Raw genomic sequence first — 17,510 nt, forward strand, 5'->3', positions numbered from 1 at the left:
GGGGATAACTCATCATTAATACCTTTTGATCATCGTAAGTTTCTGTTTTGCAATCGGCTATTTCATTACGAATGCATAAATGAAAGCCAACCCAGTGGAAGGGTCATCTCTGCATTCATTTGCCGACAAGCGAAATAGAACGTTATCGTATTTGTCTAGCAGACGGATATCTTTCCCATTTTCGGCAATCGCCAATACATTCATGGTGCGACACAAAAATCGGTAGTCGCCGCTTTCAGGGGCATTGATTGGTAGTGGGATTGATTGAATAAAATCAGCGATTCCTTCCGCCCCTCTCTCAAGATTAGAGATGCTGATTGAAGCCTCTTTGACTTCTTCCCAGATATTGAACTTGAAAAATAACGAACTGAAAGCAAAAGTGTATATCGATGGGTTTGCGACGCCTTCTGGAATGATTTCGAAATAATGGTTTTCATTTTCCGATTGATAAATTGGACTCTTTAGCATTCTCTTACTCCTTACTGTTTATATATACAGCTTACACTCATAATAAAACTAACGCAATGCGTTTTTATTATAATAAGTTGAAATGTAAACACTCGGAATCCCCTATCCATTTAAAATCAATTAACTTGCTGTCATCATGAATTATTTAGCTTGTAATTTAACGAATTCTTTTGTACTTCTGTTTTTGGTGGAGCAATAAGAAAAGTGCAATATCCTAATGGAAATTGCACAGTTTATTGCCGAACAAGTTTAACTGCGCTTAGGGAGGGGTCGGCAAGCTCGCATTGCTTCTTTGTTTTGCTATTTCATAAGTTAGCTCTTTCTATTTCCGACTACTCGCATCCGTAAGGAGCGTATAAATGTTTAGCAATGTTTTTATAGGATCGACTTCCCACTCTTTTGCGGTCGTCGTGATTGTATTAATGCCGGAACTACTAACTTCCAACTTCGAATACCCTCGCCCTTTCCTGTCAAAAGTTAAGAAGTCTACACTTCTTGTGGTAATAGAAATCATATCGCTCTTTCGATCATCAAGTCCCAGGCCTATTTCTAGCGCATTAGTGAATTGAATCATTCCATCTACACCGCGACTTAAATCTTCAACGGATAGATAGGCGCTCGGTTTGTCTATTCCAATAAAGTTCAGTTCAATTTGGTCGATCTGTTTTTTACCGAAGACCTCCGATTCATGACGTACCACTTCGAACTGATGTACAACACATCCCGACATTAGATATGGGTACATTAAAGGTTCACGATAGCTCATTGAATTCCCTCTTAAGTTAACTGCGGATTCCATGCTGCTTTATAATCCACATGAAACATAATCGTTGTAATACACTAACATTCAATTGATGAATTATAGTTTGCAGTATGCATTATAAACATAATAAAATCGTTATGCACGATTTTATTATGTTTCTTTTTACCATCTTTCCCCAAATTGAAATTTACTTTAGACGAACAGCTTACTGGGTGTATGAATTGTCGAGCTTAAGTACTGACAGTATTTCCAATATTAGGATAATTGGTCGGGCATGGTTGATTAATTTAACAGTTACAGCGTCACTCTAGGCTGTGTATAGCTGGTGGTTTTTTAAGGAAAAACCTCGAACATACCGAGGTTTTTCCTTATGTCATTTTAGAGATCAGTATTTAGTATGAAGGTCTACAAAGGTTGGAGTTTGAGCAGTGCATTAAAGGCTTTCAAATTGAGTCACAACGTTGTATTTGGCTAATTGCTCATATGTCATTGGAGCTATTTTTTCATGAGGAATGCTAAATGTTACATCAATCAATTTTTCTATTTCGGATATTGGTCTACTTCCTTTCTCTTTGTAAGAGAGGAGTAAATTCATTATTTGATCTTTTGATCTTTTATCTGTGAATGTGTAAACACAAAAGCCACAAACTCCAATTGTTGATTGAGATGAATGGTAAAGAAATTCTGTGGATTTACCAAGCATTATACGTTCGTTTCCAGACATATAAGTAAACGGACACATAGAGGCACATATAGTGGCTTCATTAGATTCAGATAATTCTGACGTTAGTTCTCCCGCTACATAATAAGCATCAGCAACACACGTATTTATTTTGTTGTTAGCAATTTCAGTTCCAAGGTATATCCCAAATGAATTTTCACCGCCTGGCGAATCGAAGCAAATATATTCAACATCCCCAAAAGTTAAATTATTTTCAAGAAAAAAGTCTTCCAGTACCTCTTTTGAGAAAATGGTAAATTGACCTTGCAGAAGAAGCACTCCGTCTATGCAGTCTCCCTCTAAAGAGCACGCTTGCGCGATAGATGCAGTCATAGGTTTTAACCCATGCCGAGTTATTTCTGGTTCTGTGTTGGCTCTTTGATAACACCAAGCAAATAATATGGCGATCACAACAAGCAATAGTTTTACTTTTTGGAATGGTTTCAGTGACATCATTACGTTTTACTCTCATATTTTAGAAGTTCGTTTCAATTCAATCGCTTACTCGTTACTTGGCTTCAAGTTGCCCATTGATAGCATGTAGTGAAATTACGTTCATCAAATCGGTTTTAGCATCTTCTTTCAATAGTTCAAGCAATTGCGTTATGACATCATCACTCATAGGTTGCTCTAACATTGCGTGACCATTTTCAATGAACCTTTTTAATGTGTTTAAACACTCAGTAGTCACGTCACCATTAGGAACATAAATAAATTTGTCTAACTTTAGTTGCTCATCTAATAGCCATTCGTCTACATCATCTGGCATAAATTCATATGCAGACTTTGTTTCAGAGCCCACATAACAAAACAACTGCGACAGAGGGCGATCCCAACCGCACACAATGATATCTCTCGTTGTATCATTTCTATCAAACTGCATAATTCTCTGTGACATTATTCCATCCTTAAAATTTATCTGTTTGGTCAAATATATCTGCTATCGGAACTTACTCATAAGACTTTCCTTATAAGCTAGGTTTCTTAAATAACCCCCAATAAATGCTGATAAATTGAACCATGCCTTTGGCGAAACTCCATTACCTAGCATTCGATGGACGTGTGAGGTGTTTCCTCGTTTACTCACCAAACTGTGATTACCGGCACCTACTTTCTCAAGGACACGCCATAATTGGTCCGGGATACCTCGGATTCTAGAATGTTCCAAATTGGAAATTAAACGCTGTAGTCCGTTTTCTTCATAATTATCATGCGCCACCATCGGAGATCCTATTCTGGGTGATGCGTATCCCGCCGTGAGCGTTGCTACTTTGTCTTCATCGCCAATTAGAAGGTTGTGCTTAAAATTAAGCCTGGTATCGTTTGACTTCTTAGTTACGTGTTCCATTAGGCTCCATTTATCGCTGTTATCTGCAATATCATCCCTAATCGAATTGAATGTTGAGCGTTCGATATCAGATGGAGGGTAAAATTGATCTAAAGGGAGTTCTGGTAAACCTTTTGATATGAGTACTGCGCAAGCTCTTCTCCTTTCCTCAAAGTCACCGTTATCGTAGCCATTAATTTTTGTGGTTTGCAGTCTATAGCCTAAGAAGTCAAATTCTCGTTCCATTAGTGAAAGTGTTTGACTCTTAATAAATGGTACGGAATTTTCTAGAATAATTAAGGCAGGATTTAGCTTCTTAATGATGCCGATTAGTGGGATAAATAGTGTTCCTGCTTCTGGGTGATCTAAGTCCCTTCTGCTCGCGGGACAAAGCGTAGATTGCCCTACGCACGGATACCCTACTTCTGCTACGTGAACCGATTTAAGTTGATCTACGTCTATATCTCGTATATCAACTCCATATGCTTGTGCATCTTCTGTCGGAGTGTTCCAAATGGGATTCCCTTCTATTTGAATATTCATGGCCAAGGTATCAGAATCAATTGAGAGAGCTATTTCTGATTCAATTAACTGAGATTGTAACCCTTTCTTTATTTGGTATGACAGAGTACCAATACCGGAGAATATAGAGGCGAATCTGAGCGGAATCTCATTCAATAGACTTTTGATAAGGGCTGCTTCTCGGATCATGCGCTTTAGCTCTACCAAAGCCACTTCAATATAAATTATTCCCTGCTTGAACGTAACATTGACCTTTGAAACGCCATTTAGAACAGCACCGACCATCTTAGACCTGATTTCTACCAGTTCACCCCTGTTGGTCTTGTTTACGCTCTTGGTACCATCGTTGCAAAGGGTAAGTTTTAAAGCATGTTTCCTTTCAGTGATTGAGAATTGAGCCCCAGCTACATAACCATTTTGTCGAAGGATTTTTGAGTTTTTTATATAAATTCGGCCCACACCGTTTGCAATATGTTTTACCGAATATGTTTCTCTTGTTATCACGCGTATCGACTCTCGTTAAATTAATTCTTAATTTACAATACCACTCGAAATGTCGCGAATACGGCGTTTTTCTAACAATTAATTACATAATAGCTACCTGTTCTTATGAATCAGTTTCAACTTCAGACTTCACCACAGACCTTCTTTTTCGATATACACGAATTAGAGCGTACTCGTTGAGCGGCGCTAAACTAAATCCTGAACGTTCTCTCAATTTTGACACTGGCACTTTGGTTAGTTTCATTATTTTTTCCACCGTACATATGACTCGCCTACAAGAGTAACAAAGGTATCAAATGCTCCTTTGTCGCTTACACTTTCTGTGTTGTTGCTTCCTAAGTTGTAGTAAAGAGTTTCCTGTGCGCCAATGGTCGATTGATCGATAACTTCAGGAAGCATGAAAACTGGAAAGTTAGGATTGCCACTTTCCTTGCCGACTACGATGACTACCATTGAAGAATTAGATTTAAAATCGGCACTGTAAGAATTATCAAGTGTTACGGCTGGTGTATTTGCCAAAATATCCGATACATCCAAATAAAGCGGAGATGACGGGTCATTCAAATCAACACCGAAGCCAATCTTGTTCTTAACGTCCAGAAACTCTTGTCCTAGGAAGGTTTCGATAAATTTCGTTTTGTTTCTGGCGAAATGTTCAATTTTGTATCGATCATTCCTAGCAATGCTACTGAGGGTTCCTGCCTCTCTATTAAGTTTTTTTAGGCTTCCATATACTTTATCTAATTGTTTCTTTTCATGGTGAATGCTTTGTTTAATTTCATCTATTTCTGCTAAGTATGTACCATTGTAAGCGGGGCTACTGTTAGTAAGTTTAAATCGGTGACCGATGTAGTCGATGAATCCTTTTTGGTACGCTTTGTTCATCGCTATATCGAACTTCACACCTGGCGGGAGGGATTTTACAAAGCAAAGATCACCTATATAGACACGGTACTTGTACTTACCACTGTACCTATTGCAGTTATTATTTATAGCTGCAAATACGTTGTGGTGTTCATAAGCTACATCTTTAGCCTTAAAAATGGCCCCAGCACGTAATTGGAACCCCCTAACCTTACGCTCTAATTCTTGTTTTAATTGAACAATGCGATATTTTGAATTGGCGATTTCATTTTGCACTACTTCAGTTTTCTTGCCTTCAATTTTGTCGAGAGCAACATACTTATCTATATGACTTTCTATTTTCTGTAATTGGCTTTGAGAATGTTCAGAGGCAATGGAAAGTCCTGATAGTTCCTCGTTAAAGGACTTCATCGCTTCGTTGTATCTAAAATTTTGCATTAAATCAGATAAGTTTTGATCGTAATAATTACGCAATCGTACCGAGTTTAGAGATGGTAGGTATTCATTAATGGTGCGCAAATCTGCCGAGTCGAGTGCCTGGTTAACAAGCAGCATATCTGTGTATACCGTAGTGATTTTTGAAAATGTTTGGGTGTCGAGATAAAAAACACTGAAATCACTAGGGTTCATTTCAGCAAGAAGTTTTTTTGTAGCCTGGTCACTAATTGAAACCGAGATAGTAGACGGCCCACTACTGAAGCAACCAGTCAACATAAGTGTCACAACGCACGCGGATACTTTATTCATTTTGTATTTGTAATCCATTGCTCTACTGCCTGCTCTAAAATCTAAACTCACTTAAAAATAGTGGCGCTCCACCTTTCCCAGTGTTCAAGTTGATTGGGTACAGCTTTACGAGGTCATCTGGGTTTTGTTGCTTATATCTTGCTACTAGAAGTTCATTAGTCGTTTTGTTGTACATCACGAATGAACTCTTATTTGGATTAAAGCCGTACAATTTAGAAAATTGATTGGTTACTCTCGCAAGTTTTGCTTTTGAGATAAATGGAATTACGACATCTTCACATTTAACGGAACGTTCTTTGTCCCCATTACCTATTGTGCAGGTAAACCATTTACGATAAAGGGTATGATGTCTAAGTGATTGTAGGTTGTCGTACAGCTTGTAAAGATCTGCGCTGCTTTGTCCATTTAGTTTATGGCTGAACAGCATGATATTCATACCTAAGAGATCTCGTCTTGCGGTTTTCTCTTTGAAGCGCCCGGGTATTTGACCAAAAGAATTAATATATGAGTTGACCCATTTCTCTGATAAGGAAGTCATTCTATTGTAATTTTTAACCAATCCCTTACCGTTAACCATATTTCCTATTTCCGCCAATTCGCGTTGTACAGTAGTTCTGGATTCAGGTGAGGTATCGTAGATATCGAAAACAACAGTTTGTTTCCACCGGCTATCGGGAAATTTATTGTAATCAACACTTTCCTGAAACTCCCAATGCCCCCTAGAAACCCAGTCTCCAGCATTGCAGATGGCGGGTAAAAACGGGAGTGCGAGTGTTAACCCAAGTATCAATTTTGAAAACTTGCTATTCATCATTAATTCCTCTTTAACTAATTTCAAAACCGCCACTTTCGTCCATAGCGTCAAACATGGAGAAAAGATTCGGAATAAGTAGATTGAGAGCTTCCAATCTAATGCGGATCGATTGCTTGGCTAAATGCAATAAATCGCCATCTTCTACTTCATACTCTAACATCTCAATAACTGCATCTTTATCGTACTTTATGCTAGTTAGAGCTTGTGTGTTACTGATAGAAAATTTAATGGCTTTTTTGAATTCAAATTCAGCACTGGTGACTTGTTTGCATTTATCTACATTCGTTTCAAGTTCAGAAGATGCTAAATCTTGCCCCGTGTATCGAGCGATAGCTTTTTCATTGACCAAGCTAGCTTTATCTCCTAAATCAAAGTCTTCAGCAATCTTGTTAGGCACTTTTATGAATTCGGTTAAGTTTTCCTCCATGACTGGCGAAAACGGTTTTGCTTGAAGGGAAATACCTGCAGACATAAGTAAAGAAGAAATTTCATCAATTTCTTTTTTAGAGCTGGTGGTCAACCAAATTTGTTGATTTTTGATATCAATGAACATCTCTATTTCATTGCGGCTCGGTAATGCTATTTTAGCTAACTCTGCTTCGATAACTTTCCTTTGATCACGTTCATCCTTACGCGTGACAGGGGCATCGCCATTACGCATCTCTTGCTTCCATATAGCTAACTTATGGCTGACATCATCTCGCTTAGCCTTTCTCTCCTGAATGACAATCATAGCGATAACAAATTCACCAACTTGAACCGCAAACTCCTCATGTTGATCAATATCCATAAAGGGGCGTTCAAAACCGCGAGTTTTCAAGATGGTTTCTGTTGTTTCAGGACATGAATTGTTTGAGGCAATCTTATTTATGTTAGGAAGCGTGTTATCCGATAAGTTATACGAAAACACACTGATTTTTTTTATAAGCACTGTTACGCCCTTATGTTCGGATTGTTTGTTTATAGTATATAACTTAATTTAAAATTTCATCCTAATTCCGCCGGATGCCGGGAAAAACCCATGTTAGATTGGGTGGAGAGTAAACGATTTATTAAAGGGGATAAAAGATGCTTAATGAAATCTTAGAGAAGCTTGGGGTAGATTGCTTAAAGCCATTGCAGAGAGATGTCATACAGCTAGTCGTCAAAGAACGGAAAAATGTTTTAGCCGCTTTATCTACAGGGTACGGAAAAAGCCTTTGCTTTCAGTTGCCGGCGTTACTCGACGACCAAGTTACGATTGTTATCAGCCCTTTGATATCCACCATTTCGGATCAAGTGACCACCATTAATAAGAAAATGGGTGAAGTCGTAGCTATGGCCTACCACAGTCAGCTTATAGAGTCAGAAAGAGAAGCCATTACTAAGAATTTAGAATCTGTTAAGCTCATCTATTGTTCACCTGAGTCGATTGCTCACACAGCACTTCTCTCAAGAGTATTGTCAAAACGTAAAGTAAGACGCATAGTGATTGATGAAGCTCATTTTGTTAAGCAATGGGGAGATAACTTTAGACCAGCTTTTAAAGCCTTCTCTGACACGATCCGCTCGCAGATCAAAAAACCTCAATTTTTAGCCTTAACCGCTACAGCATCACTCGCCACCATTGATACTTTAAATGAGGTGTTCGATTCTGATTTTACAGTTATTAGAGATAATCCAGTAAAAGCAAATATTGATTATACAATCTTGCAAGAATCTGGAGCACTAACACTTAGCGAGCTAGTCAGGTTAAACGGAGCTGCAGGAGACAGTAAAGCATCCAAGCTTCATAATTCGTGTGTTAAAGCAGTTAAGACAATGAAGCCTTATCTGGGTATCGATAAAACTCTGATATTTTGTGGTACACGAAAGCGCGTAGATGTCGTCTTTAAATTGTTAGAACTCTTAGGCTTAAATGTATACAAATATCATTCAGGCATGCTCCCTGAACAAAAGAAAACCCAATTTAGTGAATACGTACAATCTAATTCAGGGGTAATGGTTGCAACGAACGCATTTGGTGTTGGTATAGACATCTCAGATATTCGTCAATGTTTTCATGTAGACATCCCATTAAATGTAGATGCTTACTTGCAAGAAACGGGGCGAATTGGTCGCGATGGCCAACCTTCCAATGCCTATTTACTTCATTCTGAAGACAGCCATCATGTTGGAAATGTCCTTATTGAGATGTCTTATCCAAGTAGTAAGTCGGTCGCGCTGATGCTTCAATATTTAAAAGAGTATGCTGCATTTGAATCATCCATAGAGGTTGATTCCCCAGAACTCTATGAGCAAATTACGCCTTGGATCGTTGCTCACGCTGAGTATTCAACCGAATTAAGTGAAACGGTAATCAACGCCTGTCTAAGTTATTTAGTCCGAACGGGAATTGTGTACCTCGATGTTCAATCAGGTCAACCGTTCTACATTCTAATGCCTAATGTGAACTTTAGTTGTGAGGCTTATAACGAAGGAAAGGCACATGCCAAATTAGAGTTTAACTTGATGCAAGATTACATCGCCAAAAAAGGCACTAATGTCAATTACCTAACACAGTGCTATGCGGGGTTATAGTTACCATGAGGACGATGAAATGAGCATAGAACCTAAAAAACGGTGTTGTCAAATCTGTGAATTTGAGAAATCCGTAGGGAAATACTACCTCAGTAAAGAAGAAAGTGAACATTATGGCTGGTGGAGAGTCTGTTCTATCTGCGCTCAAATGGTATCTAGATTAGGTTCTGACGTCACCTACTATCGATACTCTCAAGAATACAAAAAAGAGTTAGAGGTGATGAAGCTTCCAATTAATGTCCTTGCTTGTGAACATGAGTGGGATAAACATTCTTTGGTTAGCGAAGTGGAACACAAAACAGACCTGATGTTTGACTGGATGCGCTGTAAACGGTGCAATGTCTACGGTAAGCGGTTTACGTTGGCACAATGCGAGATGGACGATTTAATGATGGAGATAGATATTAATTGCTCTCGGTAGAAGCCGAAATCCCACTGCGCGACCAACAAAGGAGCAGATCTTAATTCTACATATTAAAATCGGTGGAATACGTTAGGTCTTCTACATTCTCAACGTTTTGTAGACTCACTAATTCGGCAAGTTCTTTCCTGACTACGCGGAAATCCGCTTTCAATACTTTATCTAACTGGGATGGCTCAAGGTGCTCTTCTAAATGAAATCTGAATTTCAGTTGCCGCTCAAGTCCCAGGTTCATTTGGTCAAACAAGCAAAGTACGGGCTGTCCTGCTATGTATTTAACGCCAAAGTTATCTTCTTTTACGTCTGCGGCCATATTACCCAATGCCTGATGCTGATAAATACCATTTTGGAGTTCTTCAATGCACTCCATTAGTTCAGGTTCAGCTTCAAATTGATATCGAATTTCATCCCTCATATCATCAAGGTCAAGGAAGTCATAAATGCTGAAGAGAGATTCATCCAATAGAGATAAAGCTCGCCCTGCGACATAGCAGCGATCGTGATTGGTATCGACTAAATCTTGCTCTATAAGGAAGATGGGGTTCTTAATAAAATCGCTATCTTGAAAACAAACTACGTTATGAATGTCAGTTACATTATCCATTTTTTGATTTAAACAACGAGCTGCGTACACTCCTTCACTCAAACTTGTGGTGACCTTCAGAGCATGTCCGTTAGATAATTCAAAGCAGGTCCCAAAGCTACCAGAGTCCAATCTATCAACAATAACTACATCGAACTTGGATTTTAAGTAGTGATTAATTGAATCTTCTTGTGTGATCCTCATTTACACATCCTTTGTGTTGGAGATTGTCTATTGAACAACGCAGGTAAGTTCTTCCCTTACCGCCTCGTAGTAACGCATTGCTTCATAGTTTTCTAAGTCCATAAAGAAGTTCGGTTCTCTATCTGCAATCGTTATCATTTCTAATATATGGCCAGAAAGTATATGTGTAGATGGGCCATAAATGCCGACTCTTGGCTGTTTCTTGTAGAAAGCTTTAGTCACCTCAAGAATGTAGATTGGTGATTTAGTGTGTTGTGCAATAAAGCGAGCAACCATTCTTCGAATACAAGATGTCGGATATCCACTTTTGGCATCAATCAAATCATCTGTTAACTGTCTAGCAATGTCGAAATCTAGCGGTACTATGCGTGCAAATAGTTTGGGATATCTATTTTTAACCATAGTTTCAAATTCAAATTGCATTTGTTTATTCATACTCATAACAATACAGTTCCTTTTGTTAAGTACTTAGGTTGGAGAGTTTCACCACCTGGTTGTCTCTCAATCACTACAACTTCATTGGCAATCATGAATGACAAATGTCCGTCTACTGTTCTTTTAATGATGCCTGAGTTATCGTTCGTGTATTCTGATAAGGTCAGAATGATATTGTCGTAGCTTTGCCCTTGTTCAATTATAACCCTAGCTAGACTCCACAATCCTTTGATTTTGGCTGTTTCTTTAATCAAATTATCGAAATTTACATTCAACTTCACTGTGCTACCTATTTATATTTAGTTGTGCGCGTCGTGACGATAATGCGCGTAATAAATCTAGTACATCTTTCACGCTGATCTTATCTCTTTTCGCCACAACGTCGGCCACCAGCGTTAATAACTCAAAGCGAGCATCCTCATCAATTACGAAGGTAAGCTGTGTTTCTTTCCTCCCCTCACGCATAAAGATGAACAAACCGTTGTTCTGATTGCGTACTGTGAGCATTTTGTCATTGTTGCTGCCGTGATTACCAATCGACATTTCTTCTCGATACAAGAGCAACGTTTCTAATAGAACACTGACTTCCGACTCTTTTAGTTGAACCAAAATTTTGTTTTCGTAGTCGTTGTTGTCGCTCTCTCTAGGGATAAGCTCAATGGCTACTGTGATGATCTTTCTAGTGTTGTGTTGCTGTGACACTTGAGCACATACACCGTTATTGAAATACCGTTTAATGTTCATGTTATCCCTTACGCTACCAAAGTGAGGTCATCGAGATAAGCGAGCTGTTCTCTAGCGTGAATAGCAGAGCTTATTGCCTTTCGGTGGGTGTTCATCGCCACGAATGCATCAAACGCCGAATCAGTAACGGGCCATTTGGCCAAACACCGCTTTGCCACTTCCTTTTCGATATCTGCTTTCGTCGTGACTAACTCAGCAGCATCGCTTTGCTCTGTAATCCATTGTCCTAATTGCCAGCTGAACGTTTCCAACTCAAGGTTATATAGTTCTAGATGTATGGACTCTTCGAGTTCGTTGAAATTAGCTCGAATGTGTGCATGAATGTAATCCATAGGGATTTCGCTATTAAAAAAGGCTTCTGCAGTCTCTTTAGCGCAAATCAACGCTTGATCACTTTTCATTGTGTTCATGACTCCTTTTCTTGTGCTTTTTTGCATTTTTCAAGGTATTCATCGTCCGATAATCGTCGCTGCAACAAACCTAGTGGTTCGTAGAGCGTGTGGTATTTGTATTTTGATTTGTTGTTGTTCATTTTGGTTAGTGAGTTCGCTTTAAAATTGCCGAGAACGCATGGCTCAATAGGTTGATTACCAAAAATGATAAGTGGTAACCCAGGTCGATGCTTATCGCGCTTTCTTATCCCGTTTTCATTCACATAGCTCAAGTTGGCAAAAACATGAGCTCGGACATCGCTAATTTGGACGATTTGATCTTTTGCATTGTGACTCACTCTTTCATCAATCATATCGCTGACTGTAGACATACTGGTGTTGTCGTCATTGAACTTAGCTAAGATGTCGGGAATGTCTGCGTACTCACGAAATACCGCTTTTGTATTGGCCTCTGTCCAGTGAAGAGTAAATTTAACGGTATTGCTATCACCAATGATGAGTTGTCGCTGTACCGACCGAGAGCTCATTGATTGAAATTGTTCACGAAGAAATGTAGAGCGCTTTCTCATGTTCGGAAACATTTCCTTCAGCTGATCACCAAACTGCTCTTTTAGGGAATTAAGTCGTACGGCTTTTTCTTTCGCTGCAGCAACCAATTCATCCTTACCAGTTATCTGTAAAAAACCAATGAGTCGTGTTGGGTATGGCGAAGATTCCGAACGGTAGTGAGGCATAAGTACATTACGCAACGGTTCAATGATGTCTGAAATAGAATCGGCAGTCAGAGGATTAACTTCGACATGATCTTTGAGTTTTAACTTATCCGGCATTTGAAACCCAAATAACGGGGCCTGGATCAGTTCACACTTACTCAATGCGTCGAGTAAGTTAGGAATGGCCACAAGTTTTATTTCTTCATAGGTTTTGATAACCGGTACATCTTCTTGGAACTGACTCATATTCGACCCTCAATTGGTTACATACTAACGAGAGTATGACTTATAAACTTCAACAGTGCCAATGCTCGACCCGCCGGAGAAATGGAAGGAAGGAAGAAAAAGAAGAAAAGAAATAAATGTGCATCATTTTCAACAAATCCAAGTGATTAAGGCTTAATGCAAGGGTGAAGCGCCGATTAAAGCCCTCCTAGCATTGTTAGTATGTTACCAAATAAATGATTTACAATATACATTGTAAATCATTTTACTCGTTTCTGTTTGCGATGTGAATAGTATTATTAAGAATGGTTTTGTTGGTAGTGGCAGCTATATCGATTCTGTGTTTACATCAAGGTAGCTTCTATAAACAAAAACCGCTGCAATAATGGCAGCGGTTTTTTATGACTATAAGCAGGTGTAGTAAGTGTTATAAATTCTACAGTTTTCGCCTTTATAATTGCATTCCTCTTTTGAGGTGTAAGCTTTATCACCTTTTTTACAAATCCCATCCATATGGTCTAATCTTCTGTTTCCCGTACTGCCCCCTTTTACCCAATGCCCTACCCTTATGACACTCAGATTTACTCTCTGCAAAGAAGCTATCTTCTGTTCATTTATTTTAGATTGACTCTGAACGTTTGTTAGATAGTTATTTCCGTAACGTACGTTATTTGTTTGACTTGTTCCTGCATTTAATGTGGACGTATTGATGGCTTGATTATTGCGCATTATAAGGGTTGAAGCCGTTAGATTTGACGCGGTTAGTCCTGCGTTAAAGTGCTGGTCAGCCGTGAATGTATTTCCTACATCTTTTCTCGCCAAAGAACTCGAATCCAAGCCCCTTACTCTATTGGTATCCACTGCTGTGGAATTCTTCCTTAAAAGTAAATTATCCAGATCTCTATTTCTATGATAAACCTTGCCATTTCCACTAAATACTAAGGCACCATTAACACTCATACCACTATCGGCATTTGTTCTTCCCTTGTTATTCAAAGTCGATACAGTTGCATGGTTTAACTTAGCTGTGTCCAAATTAGCTACCGTTGCTGTCAAATTCGTTACAGTGTCTTTATTTATCTTCGTTACACCAGAGGCAGCCATATTAGTGGTGTTCGCTGTGGTTATTGTTGCTGATGTGCCAGCGAGTTCAATTATTGTGGCTGTTTTCGCTTCTATTAGGTTTATCTCTGACAAGTTTTGGTTGTTAACGTCCAAATTAGTGTGCATCGTATTTAGCTCACCTGACGGGTCCTTAAATCTAGATAATCCGCTTTGCATAGCCACTGATGTTTGGTCTGCACTCACATCGAAAATCAATTTTGAGCCAACTAATTCTCCATTATTTCGTTCTGCCATATCCCCCAACAAAGCCAGCTGTGTCTTGTCGCTAGTTCGTAAGGTGATCGTTAATCGATACTTTGACCCTTTAATTGCTCCAGTGATAGAGCCGAATGGAGTTGCAAAATCCCCGTTGTAGTTGGTCACGCCTTTTAATGAGGATGGCCATGTTGCCATATTTTTTGTGTAATGGCTGCGAAGAGCGTTAGCCAACCTCGCTACTTCATTTTGGGTTCGTGTTATAAGGCTTACATTTGCTTGTGACGTAAACTCCATTTTTTTGTGACCGTCGGCGTATGCTATGGGAGCAGTACAAATAAACGATAGAACTACAAGCGTTGCGGTTATGTATTTCATGGTGTTTGCTCCTATTGACATGTTAAAACTTCACCATATAAAAATGTGTTTGAAGGCCGGTTATAGTTATCACATTGAGTTGAAGTCCAGTCTGAGTGACAGGAGTTTTGTTGATGATATGCGTTCACTACGTTTTGGCCGGTTTTCTTACATAACTCTCCAACTATCGCAGTAAAATCGGACTGACCTCTAGGTTGATTGTGATAACCAAATCTAGTTACGAATCTCCAGTGACCAACAGGAAATGAGCCACTGACATTAAATTTACGGCTTAACGCATCCAAGTTGATAGTGTTTCTATCAACCCTTGCGTATGTACTGCTGGCCCACTCATTCCCTACATAAGCGTTACCGATCGTTGCTACTGAAGAGTTCACCTGATTGGTATGTGCGTTTCCTTTGACGCGTACGTTAGTGGATTTAGTCGTAGATGCTGATGCATTTCTTGTGATCGTATTTGTACCATTAAATACGTTGGATTTGTCATTTCGTGCAAAATTGGCGGCCAAAATATTATCCAGCCTTGTGGCATTTTGAGCCATGACTCCAAGGCCTAAGTAGCGGGTATCTAAATCTTCACCTTCGTAGAATACTTTACCGTCATTATTTATAACGACATGGCCACCAGCGGCAATGACACCATCATTTTCTAGAGTCCCTACTGTAAATGCTGATGCAACCGTTAACTCAGTCGCTAAATTTGCCCTCGTTATTGTTACGTCTTGAGCTGCTTGATTCTGCACGTTAAGTACATTTAAAGAGGCTTTGTCAACTACACTATTAGTTATAGATACCGCATCTAAATTGGAATTGCTTATCTTGGCTGTGTCAAATTCAGCTGATTTTACCCCTGCATTTTGGACATTATTCAGATCATGCCCGTTCATGAGGATATTTGCGTACATCTTGTTTTTCTCACCAGATGCGTCCGTATATCGAGAAAGTGCTTTGTCTGTGAAATTCATCGATACCGGGGCATCTAAGTCATATCTAATAGTCGATCCTGACATTGAACCGCCACTTGTTTTTACCATGCTCGACAAATTAGCTAGTACGTTACCGGATAGGCCACTGGTTACAACGCTTACTGAGTAGCCATTTAGAGTTTGTGTACCCGATATTTTTCCAAATGGTGTGTTAAAGTCACCATTGTAATATTTAGATATATTGGCAATGCTTGATGGCCAAGCTTCTTTAGCTTGGTAGTATTTATTTAGTGATTTTATTAATGTTTTTAGTTCTACTTTTGTGTCAGCAATTAGTTCCAAATTGTTTTCGGTCGTTACATTTTGTTTTCTCAGATGTTCACCGGAAGCAAGCGCATGGTGGCTTAGTGAACCTAGTGTAATTACGCACACTAAGTTTAGTATTTTCAGTTTCATAACCTGTCCTTAGTTCCAAACGCCTATTTGGGCAGTACCTTGATTTTGAATCTTCCTTTCAACTTCTTTAATTTTGTTTACATTGTGTATCCGAGAGCGATTATCGTAAGACTGAGCATTTTTACCGTTTATTGTCGCTCTGCTTGTGGCTTTTATTTGATTACCATAAATTCGACCATTCACCGTTGTATTGGATGCTGTTACTGTTCCTGTTGTTAGTTGGCCGTTAACAACTAACGAGTTGTTAAATTTCTGACTGTGACGAAAATTATTTACTTTGTTGCGTTGTAAAAACCTTGCTCCATCTACGCCACCTAACCTTAGACTGTCATCCGCCTTAGAATTAATACCTAGATAGCGGTGCGTTACGTCTTGACCTTGGTATTTAATCACGCCGCCATTAGCAATAACATTGTAACCTCCAGCGTTAACTTTAGAGACATCGATCCTGGGAGTTGAATTAATTACACCATTGTTTACCAGTGTTGTGATTCCTGTCGTTTTGTAATTAGCGACATCAGCATTTAACTGAGTTACTAATTCTGTACCTACAGTTTGTTCCGTAATGTTGGCATTGACGACATTCAAATTAGTTGCGAGGCTCGTTTTTATCGTGGCGTTGACTACGTTTGCTGTTTGAATGTTTGTGTTATCTATTCCAGTAATATCATTGCCGTTCATGTTGACTGCAGCGTGGAGTTTGTTTCGTTCCCCCCCTCCTTGGACATCTTCAAATCGTGAGATGATGTTATTTAGTGGGGCGTATTGGTTAGGCGAGGCTATTGGAAAATTGAGAATGTTACCTGTTAGAGTTCCGGCATTCTTAGAAGCCATCGCGTTAAGCATGGTAATCAAATTTTTATCACTGCTTCTAACGCTTACAGTTAAATTAAACCCGGTAGGTGTCGGTGAACCGGTAATAGTTCCTGCCGGTGTAATAAAGCTACCTGAATAGAATGTTGAGATATCTGCTAACGCAGTTGGCCAAGTGCCACTATTTGATATGTAGTATTGCTGAACACCTGTAATTACACGCTTGACAATATCTTTTGTTAAACGTGTAGTTTGCTGGTGGCTTGTATGAGTTGTTAAAGCCTTATTTTGTGCTTGGAGGCTGTTTGCTAGTACTGGCATTGATGAAGCCGCAATTAGCCCGAATAACATGCTTAATGCTATCGGTTTTATGCGAAATTTCATAGATCACCCCTGACGAGTAAGTTATATGAAATGTTGCCGCATCACCGTTTAACACACCGCAAGTCAACACAAGATTTTAATGCATTACAGTATACATTATATTCTTGCAATCCTAAAATTTTTACAATTATCCTCAACTATTTCTTGTTAGCTAACCTACAACACTCTCAATTAACTAATTTTTTTACACTATATAGTATTTTTTTCCAATTCCTGTGTAGGACTGC

19 protein-coding genes are annotated in these 17,510 nt (G+C 39.1%); 2 read left to right on the top strand and 17 right to left on the bottom strand.

Annotated elements, in window-relative coordinates; genetic code table 11:
• Positions 1-57: 57 nt before the first annotated feature.
• From AB4653_RS00500 to rdgC, 8 genes are all read right to left on the bottom strand, one after another.
• Entirely contained in the window at positions 58-468 is a 411-nt protein-coding gene (locus AB4653_RS00500; RefSeq protein WP_102258408.1) for a hypothetical protein, read from the bottom strand.
• Between the two features lie 322 nt (positions 469-790).
• Positions 791-1,234, bottom strand: a complete 444-nt coding sequence (locus AB4653_RS00505; RefSeq protein ID WP_102258409.1) for a hypothetical protein — start codon at positions 1,232-1,234, stop codon at positions 791-793.
• 430 nt (positions 1,235-1,664) lie between these two features.
• Positions 1,665-2,408, bottom strand: a complete 744-nt coding sequence (locus AB4653_RS00510) for a hypothetical protein (protein WP_102258410.1) — start codon at positions 2,406-2,408, stop codon at positions 1,665-1,667.
• A gap of 52 nt (positions 2,409-2,460) precedes the next feature.
• Positions 2,461-2,850, bottom strand: a complete 390-nt coding sequence (locus AB4653_RS00515) for a hypothetical protein (RefSeq protein WP_102258411.1) — start codon at positions 2,848-2,850, stop codon at positions 2,461-2,463.
• A gap of 42 nt (positions 2,851-2,892) precedes the next feature.
• The gene (locus tag AB4653_RS00520; RefSeq protein WP_102258412.1) at positions 2,893-4,305 is read right to left on the bottom strand and encodes a DNA cytosine methyltransferase; all 1,413 of its coding nucleotides are present in this window, start codon (positions 4,303-4,305) and stop codon (positions 2,893-2,895) included.
• A 243-nt stretch (positions 4,306-4,548) separates the two neighbouring features.
• Positions 4,549-5,934 (bottom strand): hypothetical protein, encoded by a 1,386-nt coding sequence (locus AB4653_RS00525; protein ID WP_133151984.1) that lies wholly within the window; start codon positions 5,932-5,934, stop codon positions 4,549-4,551.
• 16 nt (positions 5,935-5,950) lie between these two features.
• A complete protein-coding gene (locus AB4653_RS00530; RefSeq protein WP_133151985.1) occupies positions 5,951-6,754 on the bottom strand; it encodes a hypothetical protein in 804 nt (267 codons plus the stop codon).
• Complete coding sequence (gene rdgC, locus AB4653_RS00535) at positions 6,741-7,661, bottom strand: recombination-associated protein RdgC (RefSeq protein WP_157936407.1); 921 nt, start codon at positions 7,659-7,661, stop codon at positions 6,741-6,743. The genes AB4653_RS00530 and rdgC overlap by 14 nt, the downstream gene beginning before the upstream one ends.
• A 137-nt stretch (positions 7,662-7,798) precedes the next feature.
• Between rdgC and AB4653_RS00540 the strand changes: the two genes are divergently transcribed.
• Positions 7,799-9,289: a RecQ family ATP-dependent DNA helicase gene (locus tag AB4653_RS00540; RefSeq protein WP_102258416.1), complete on the top strand. Its 1,491-nt coding sequence runs from the start codon at positions 7,799-7,801 to the stop codon at positions 9,287-9,289.
• 19 nt (positions 9,290-9,308) lie between these two features.
• Positions 9,309-9,710, top strand: a complete 402-nt coding sequence (locus tag AB4653_RS00545; RefSeq protein ID WP_133151986.1) for a hypothetical protein — start codon at positions 9,309-9,311, stop codon at positions 9,708-9,710.
• A 46-nt stretch (positions 9,711-9,756) separates the two neighbouring features.
• On the opposite strand, the gene AB4653_RS00550 is transcribed toward AB4653_RS00545, so the two are convergent.
• The 9 genes from AB4653_RS00550 to AB4653_RS00590 all read right to left on the bottom strand — a co-directional run bounded on the left by AB4653_RS00550 (position 9,757) and on the right by AB4653_RS00590 (position 17,283).
• On the bottom strand, positions 9,757-10,497 hold the full coding sequence (locus AB4653_RS00550) for a hypothetical protein (protein WP_102258418.1): 741 nt from the start codon (positions 10,495-10,497) through the stop codon (positions 9,757-9,759).
• A 27-nt stretch (positions 10,498-10,524) separates the two neighbouring features.
• Positions 10,525-10,938, bottom strand: coding sequence for a hypothetical protein (locus tag AB4653_RS00555; protein WP_102258419.1), 414 nt, complete (start codon positions 10,936-10,938; stop codon positions 10,525-10,527).
• Positions 10,935-11,213, bottom strand: a complete 279-nt coding sequence (locus tag AB4653_RS00560) for a hypothetical protein (protein WP_102258420.1) — start codon at positions 11,211-11,213, stop codon at positions 10,935-10,937. Before AB4653_RS00560 ends, AB4653_RS00555 begins: the two co-directional genes overlap by 4 nt.
• 4 nt (positions 11,214-11,217) lie before the next feature.
• Positions 11,218-11,676, bottom strand: a complete 459-nt coding sequence (locus AB4653_RS00565; protein WP_102258421.1) for a hypothetical protein — start codon at positions 11,674-11,676, stop codon at positions 11,218-11,220.
• An 8-nt stretch (positions 11,677-11,684) separates the two neighbouring features.
• Positions 11,685-12,077 carry a hypothetical protein gene (locus AB4653_RS00570; RefSeq protein ID WP_133151987.1) on the bottom strand — a complete coding sequence of 131 codons (393 nt, stop codon included), beginning with the start codon at positions 12,075-12,077 and terminating at the stop codon, positions 11,685-11,687.
• Between the two features lie 5 nt (positions 12,078-12,082).
• Positions 12,083-13,027 carry a DNA replication terminus site-binding protein gene (locus AB4653_RS00575; protein ID WP_102258423.1) on the bottom strand — a complete coding sequence of 315 codons (945 nt, stop codon included), beginning with the start codon at positions 13,025-13,027 and terminating at the stop codon, positions 12,083-12,085.
• A 384-nt stretch (positions 13,028-13,411) separates the two neighbouring features.
• Entirely contained in the window at positions 13,412-14,704 is a 1,293-nt protein-coding gene (locus AB4653_RS00580) for a hypothetical protein (protein ID WP_102258424.1), read from the bottom strand.
• 11 nt (positions 14,705-14,715) lie between these two features.
• Positions 14,716-16,086, bottom strand: a complete 1,371-nt coding sequence (locus tag AB4653_RS00585) for a hypothetical protein (RefSeq protein WP_102258425.1) — start codon at positions 16,084-16,086, stop codon at positions 14,716-14,718.
• A 9-nt stretch (positions 16,087-16,095) separates the two neighbouring features.
• Positions 16,096-17,283 (bottom strand): hypothetical protein, encoded by a 1,188-nt coding sequence (locus AB4653_RS00590; RefSeq protein WP_102258426.1) that lies wholly within the window; start codon positions 17,281-17,283, stop codon positions 16,096-16,098.
• Between the last annotated feature and the right edge of the window lie 227 nt (positions 17,284-17,510).

The sequence above is a fragment of the Vibrio sp. 10N.222.48.A3 genome (genome assembly GCF_041475345.1).
Taxonomy (GTDB): domain Bacteria; phylum Pseudomonadota; class Gammaproteobacteria; order Enterobacterales; family Vibrionaceae; genus Vibrio; species Vibrio tasmaniensis_A.

Coding starts and splice junctions, on each gene's coding strand:
- AB4653_RS00500 (WP_102258408.1), bottom strand. CDS start 468: ATGCTAAAGAGTCCAATTTATCAATCGGAAAATGAAAACCATTATTTC.
- AB4653_RS00505 (WP_102258409.1), bottom strand. CDS start 1,234: ATGAGCTATCGTGAACCTTTAATGTACCCATATCTAATGTCGGGATGT.
- AB4653_RS00510 (WP_102258410.1), bottom strand. CDS start 2,408: ATGATGTCACTGAAACCATTCCAAAAAGTAAAACTATTGCTTGTTGTG.
- AB4653_RS00515 (WP_102258411.1), bottom strand. CDS start 2,850: ATGTCACAGAGAATTATGCAGTTTGATAGAAATGATACAACGAGAGAT.
- AB4653_RS00525 (WP_133151984.1), bottom strand. CDS start 5,934: ATGGATTACAAATACAAAATGAATAAAGTATCCGCGTGCGTTGTGACA.
- AB4653_RS00540 (WP_102258416.1), top strand. CDS start 7,799: ATGCTTAATGAAATCTTAGAGAAGCTTGGGGTAGATTGCTTAAAGCCA.
- AB4653_RS00545 (WP_133151986.1), top strand. CDS start 9,309: ATGAGCATAGAACCTAAAAAACGGTGTTGTCAAATCTGTGAATTTGAG.
- AB4653_RS00550 (WP_102258418.1), bottom strand. CDS start 10,497: ATGAGGATCACACAAGAAGATTCAATTAATCACTACTTAAAATCCAAG.
- AB4653_RS00555 (WP_102258419.1), bottom strand. CDS start 10,938: ATGAGTATGAATAAACAAATGCAATTTGAATTTGAAACTATGGTTAAA.
- AB4653_RS00565 (WP_102258421.1), bottom strand. CDS start 11,676: ATGAACATTAAACGGTATTTCAATAACGGTGTATGTGCTCAAGTGTCA.
- AB4653_RS00570 (WP_133151987.1), bottom strand. CDS start 12,077: ATGAAAAGTGATCAAGCGTTGATTTGCGCTAAAGAGACTGCAGAAGCC.
- AB4653_RS00575 (WP_102258423.1), bottom strand. CDS start 13,027: ATGAGTCAGTTCCAAGAAGATGTACCGGTTATCAAAACCTATGAAGAA.
- AB4653_RS00580 (WP_102258424.1), bottom strand. CDS start 14,704: ATGAAATACATAACCGCAACGCTTGTAGTTCTATCGTTTATTTGTACT.
- AB4653_RS00585 (WP_102258425.1), bottom strand. CDS start 16,086: ATGAAACTGAAAATACTAAACTTAGTGTGCGTAATTACACTAGGTTCA.
- AB4653_RS00590 (WP_102258426.1), bottom strand. CDS start 17,283: ATGAAATTTCGCATAAAACCGATAGCATTAAGCATGTTATTCGGGCTA.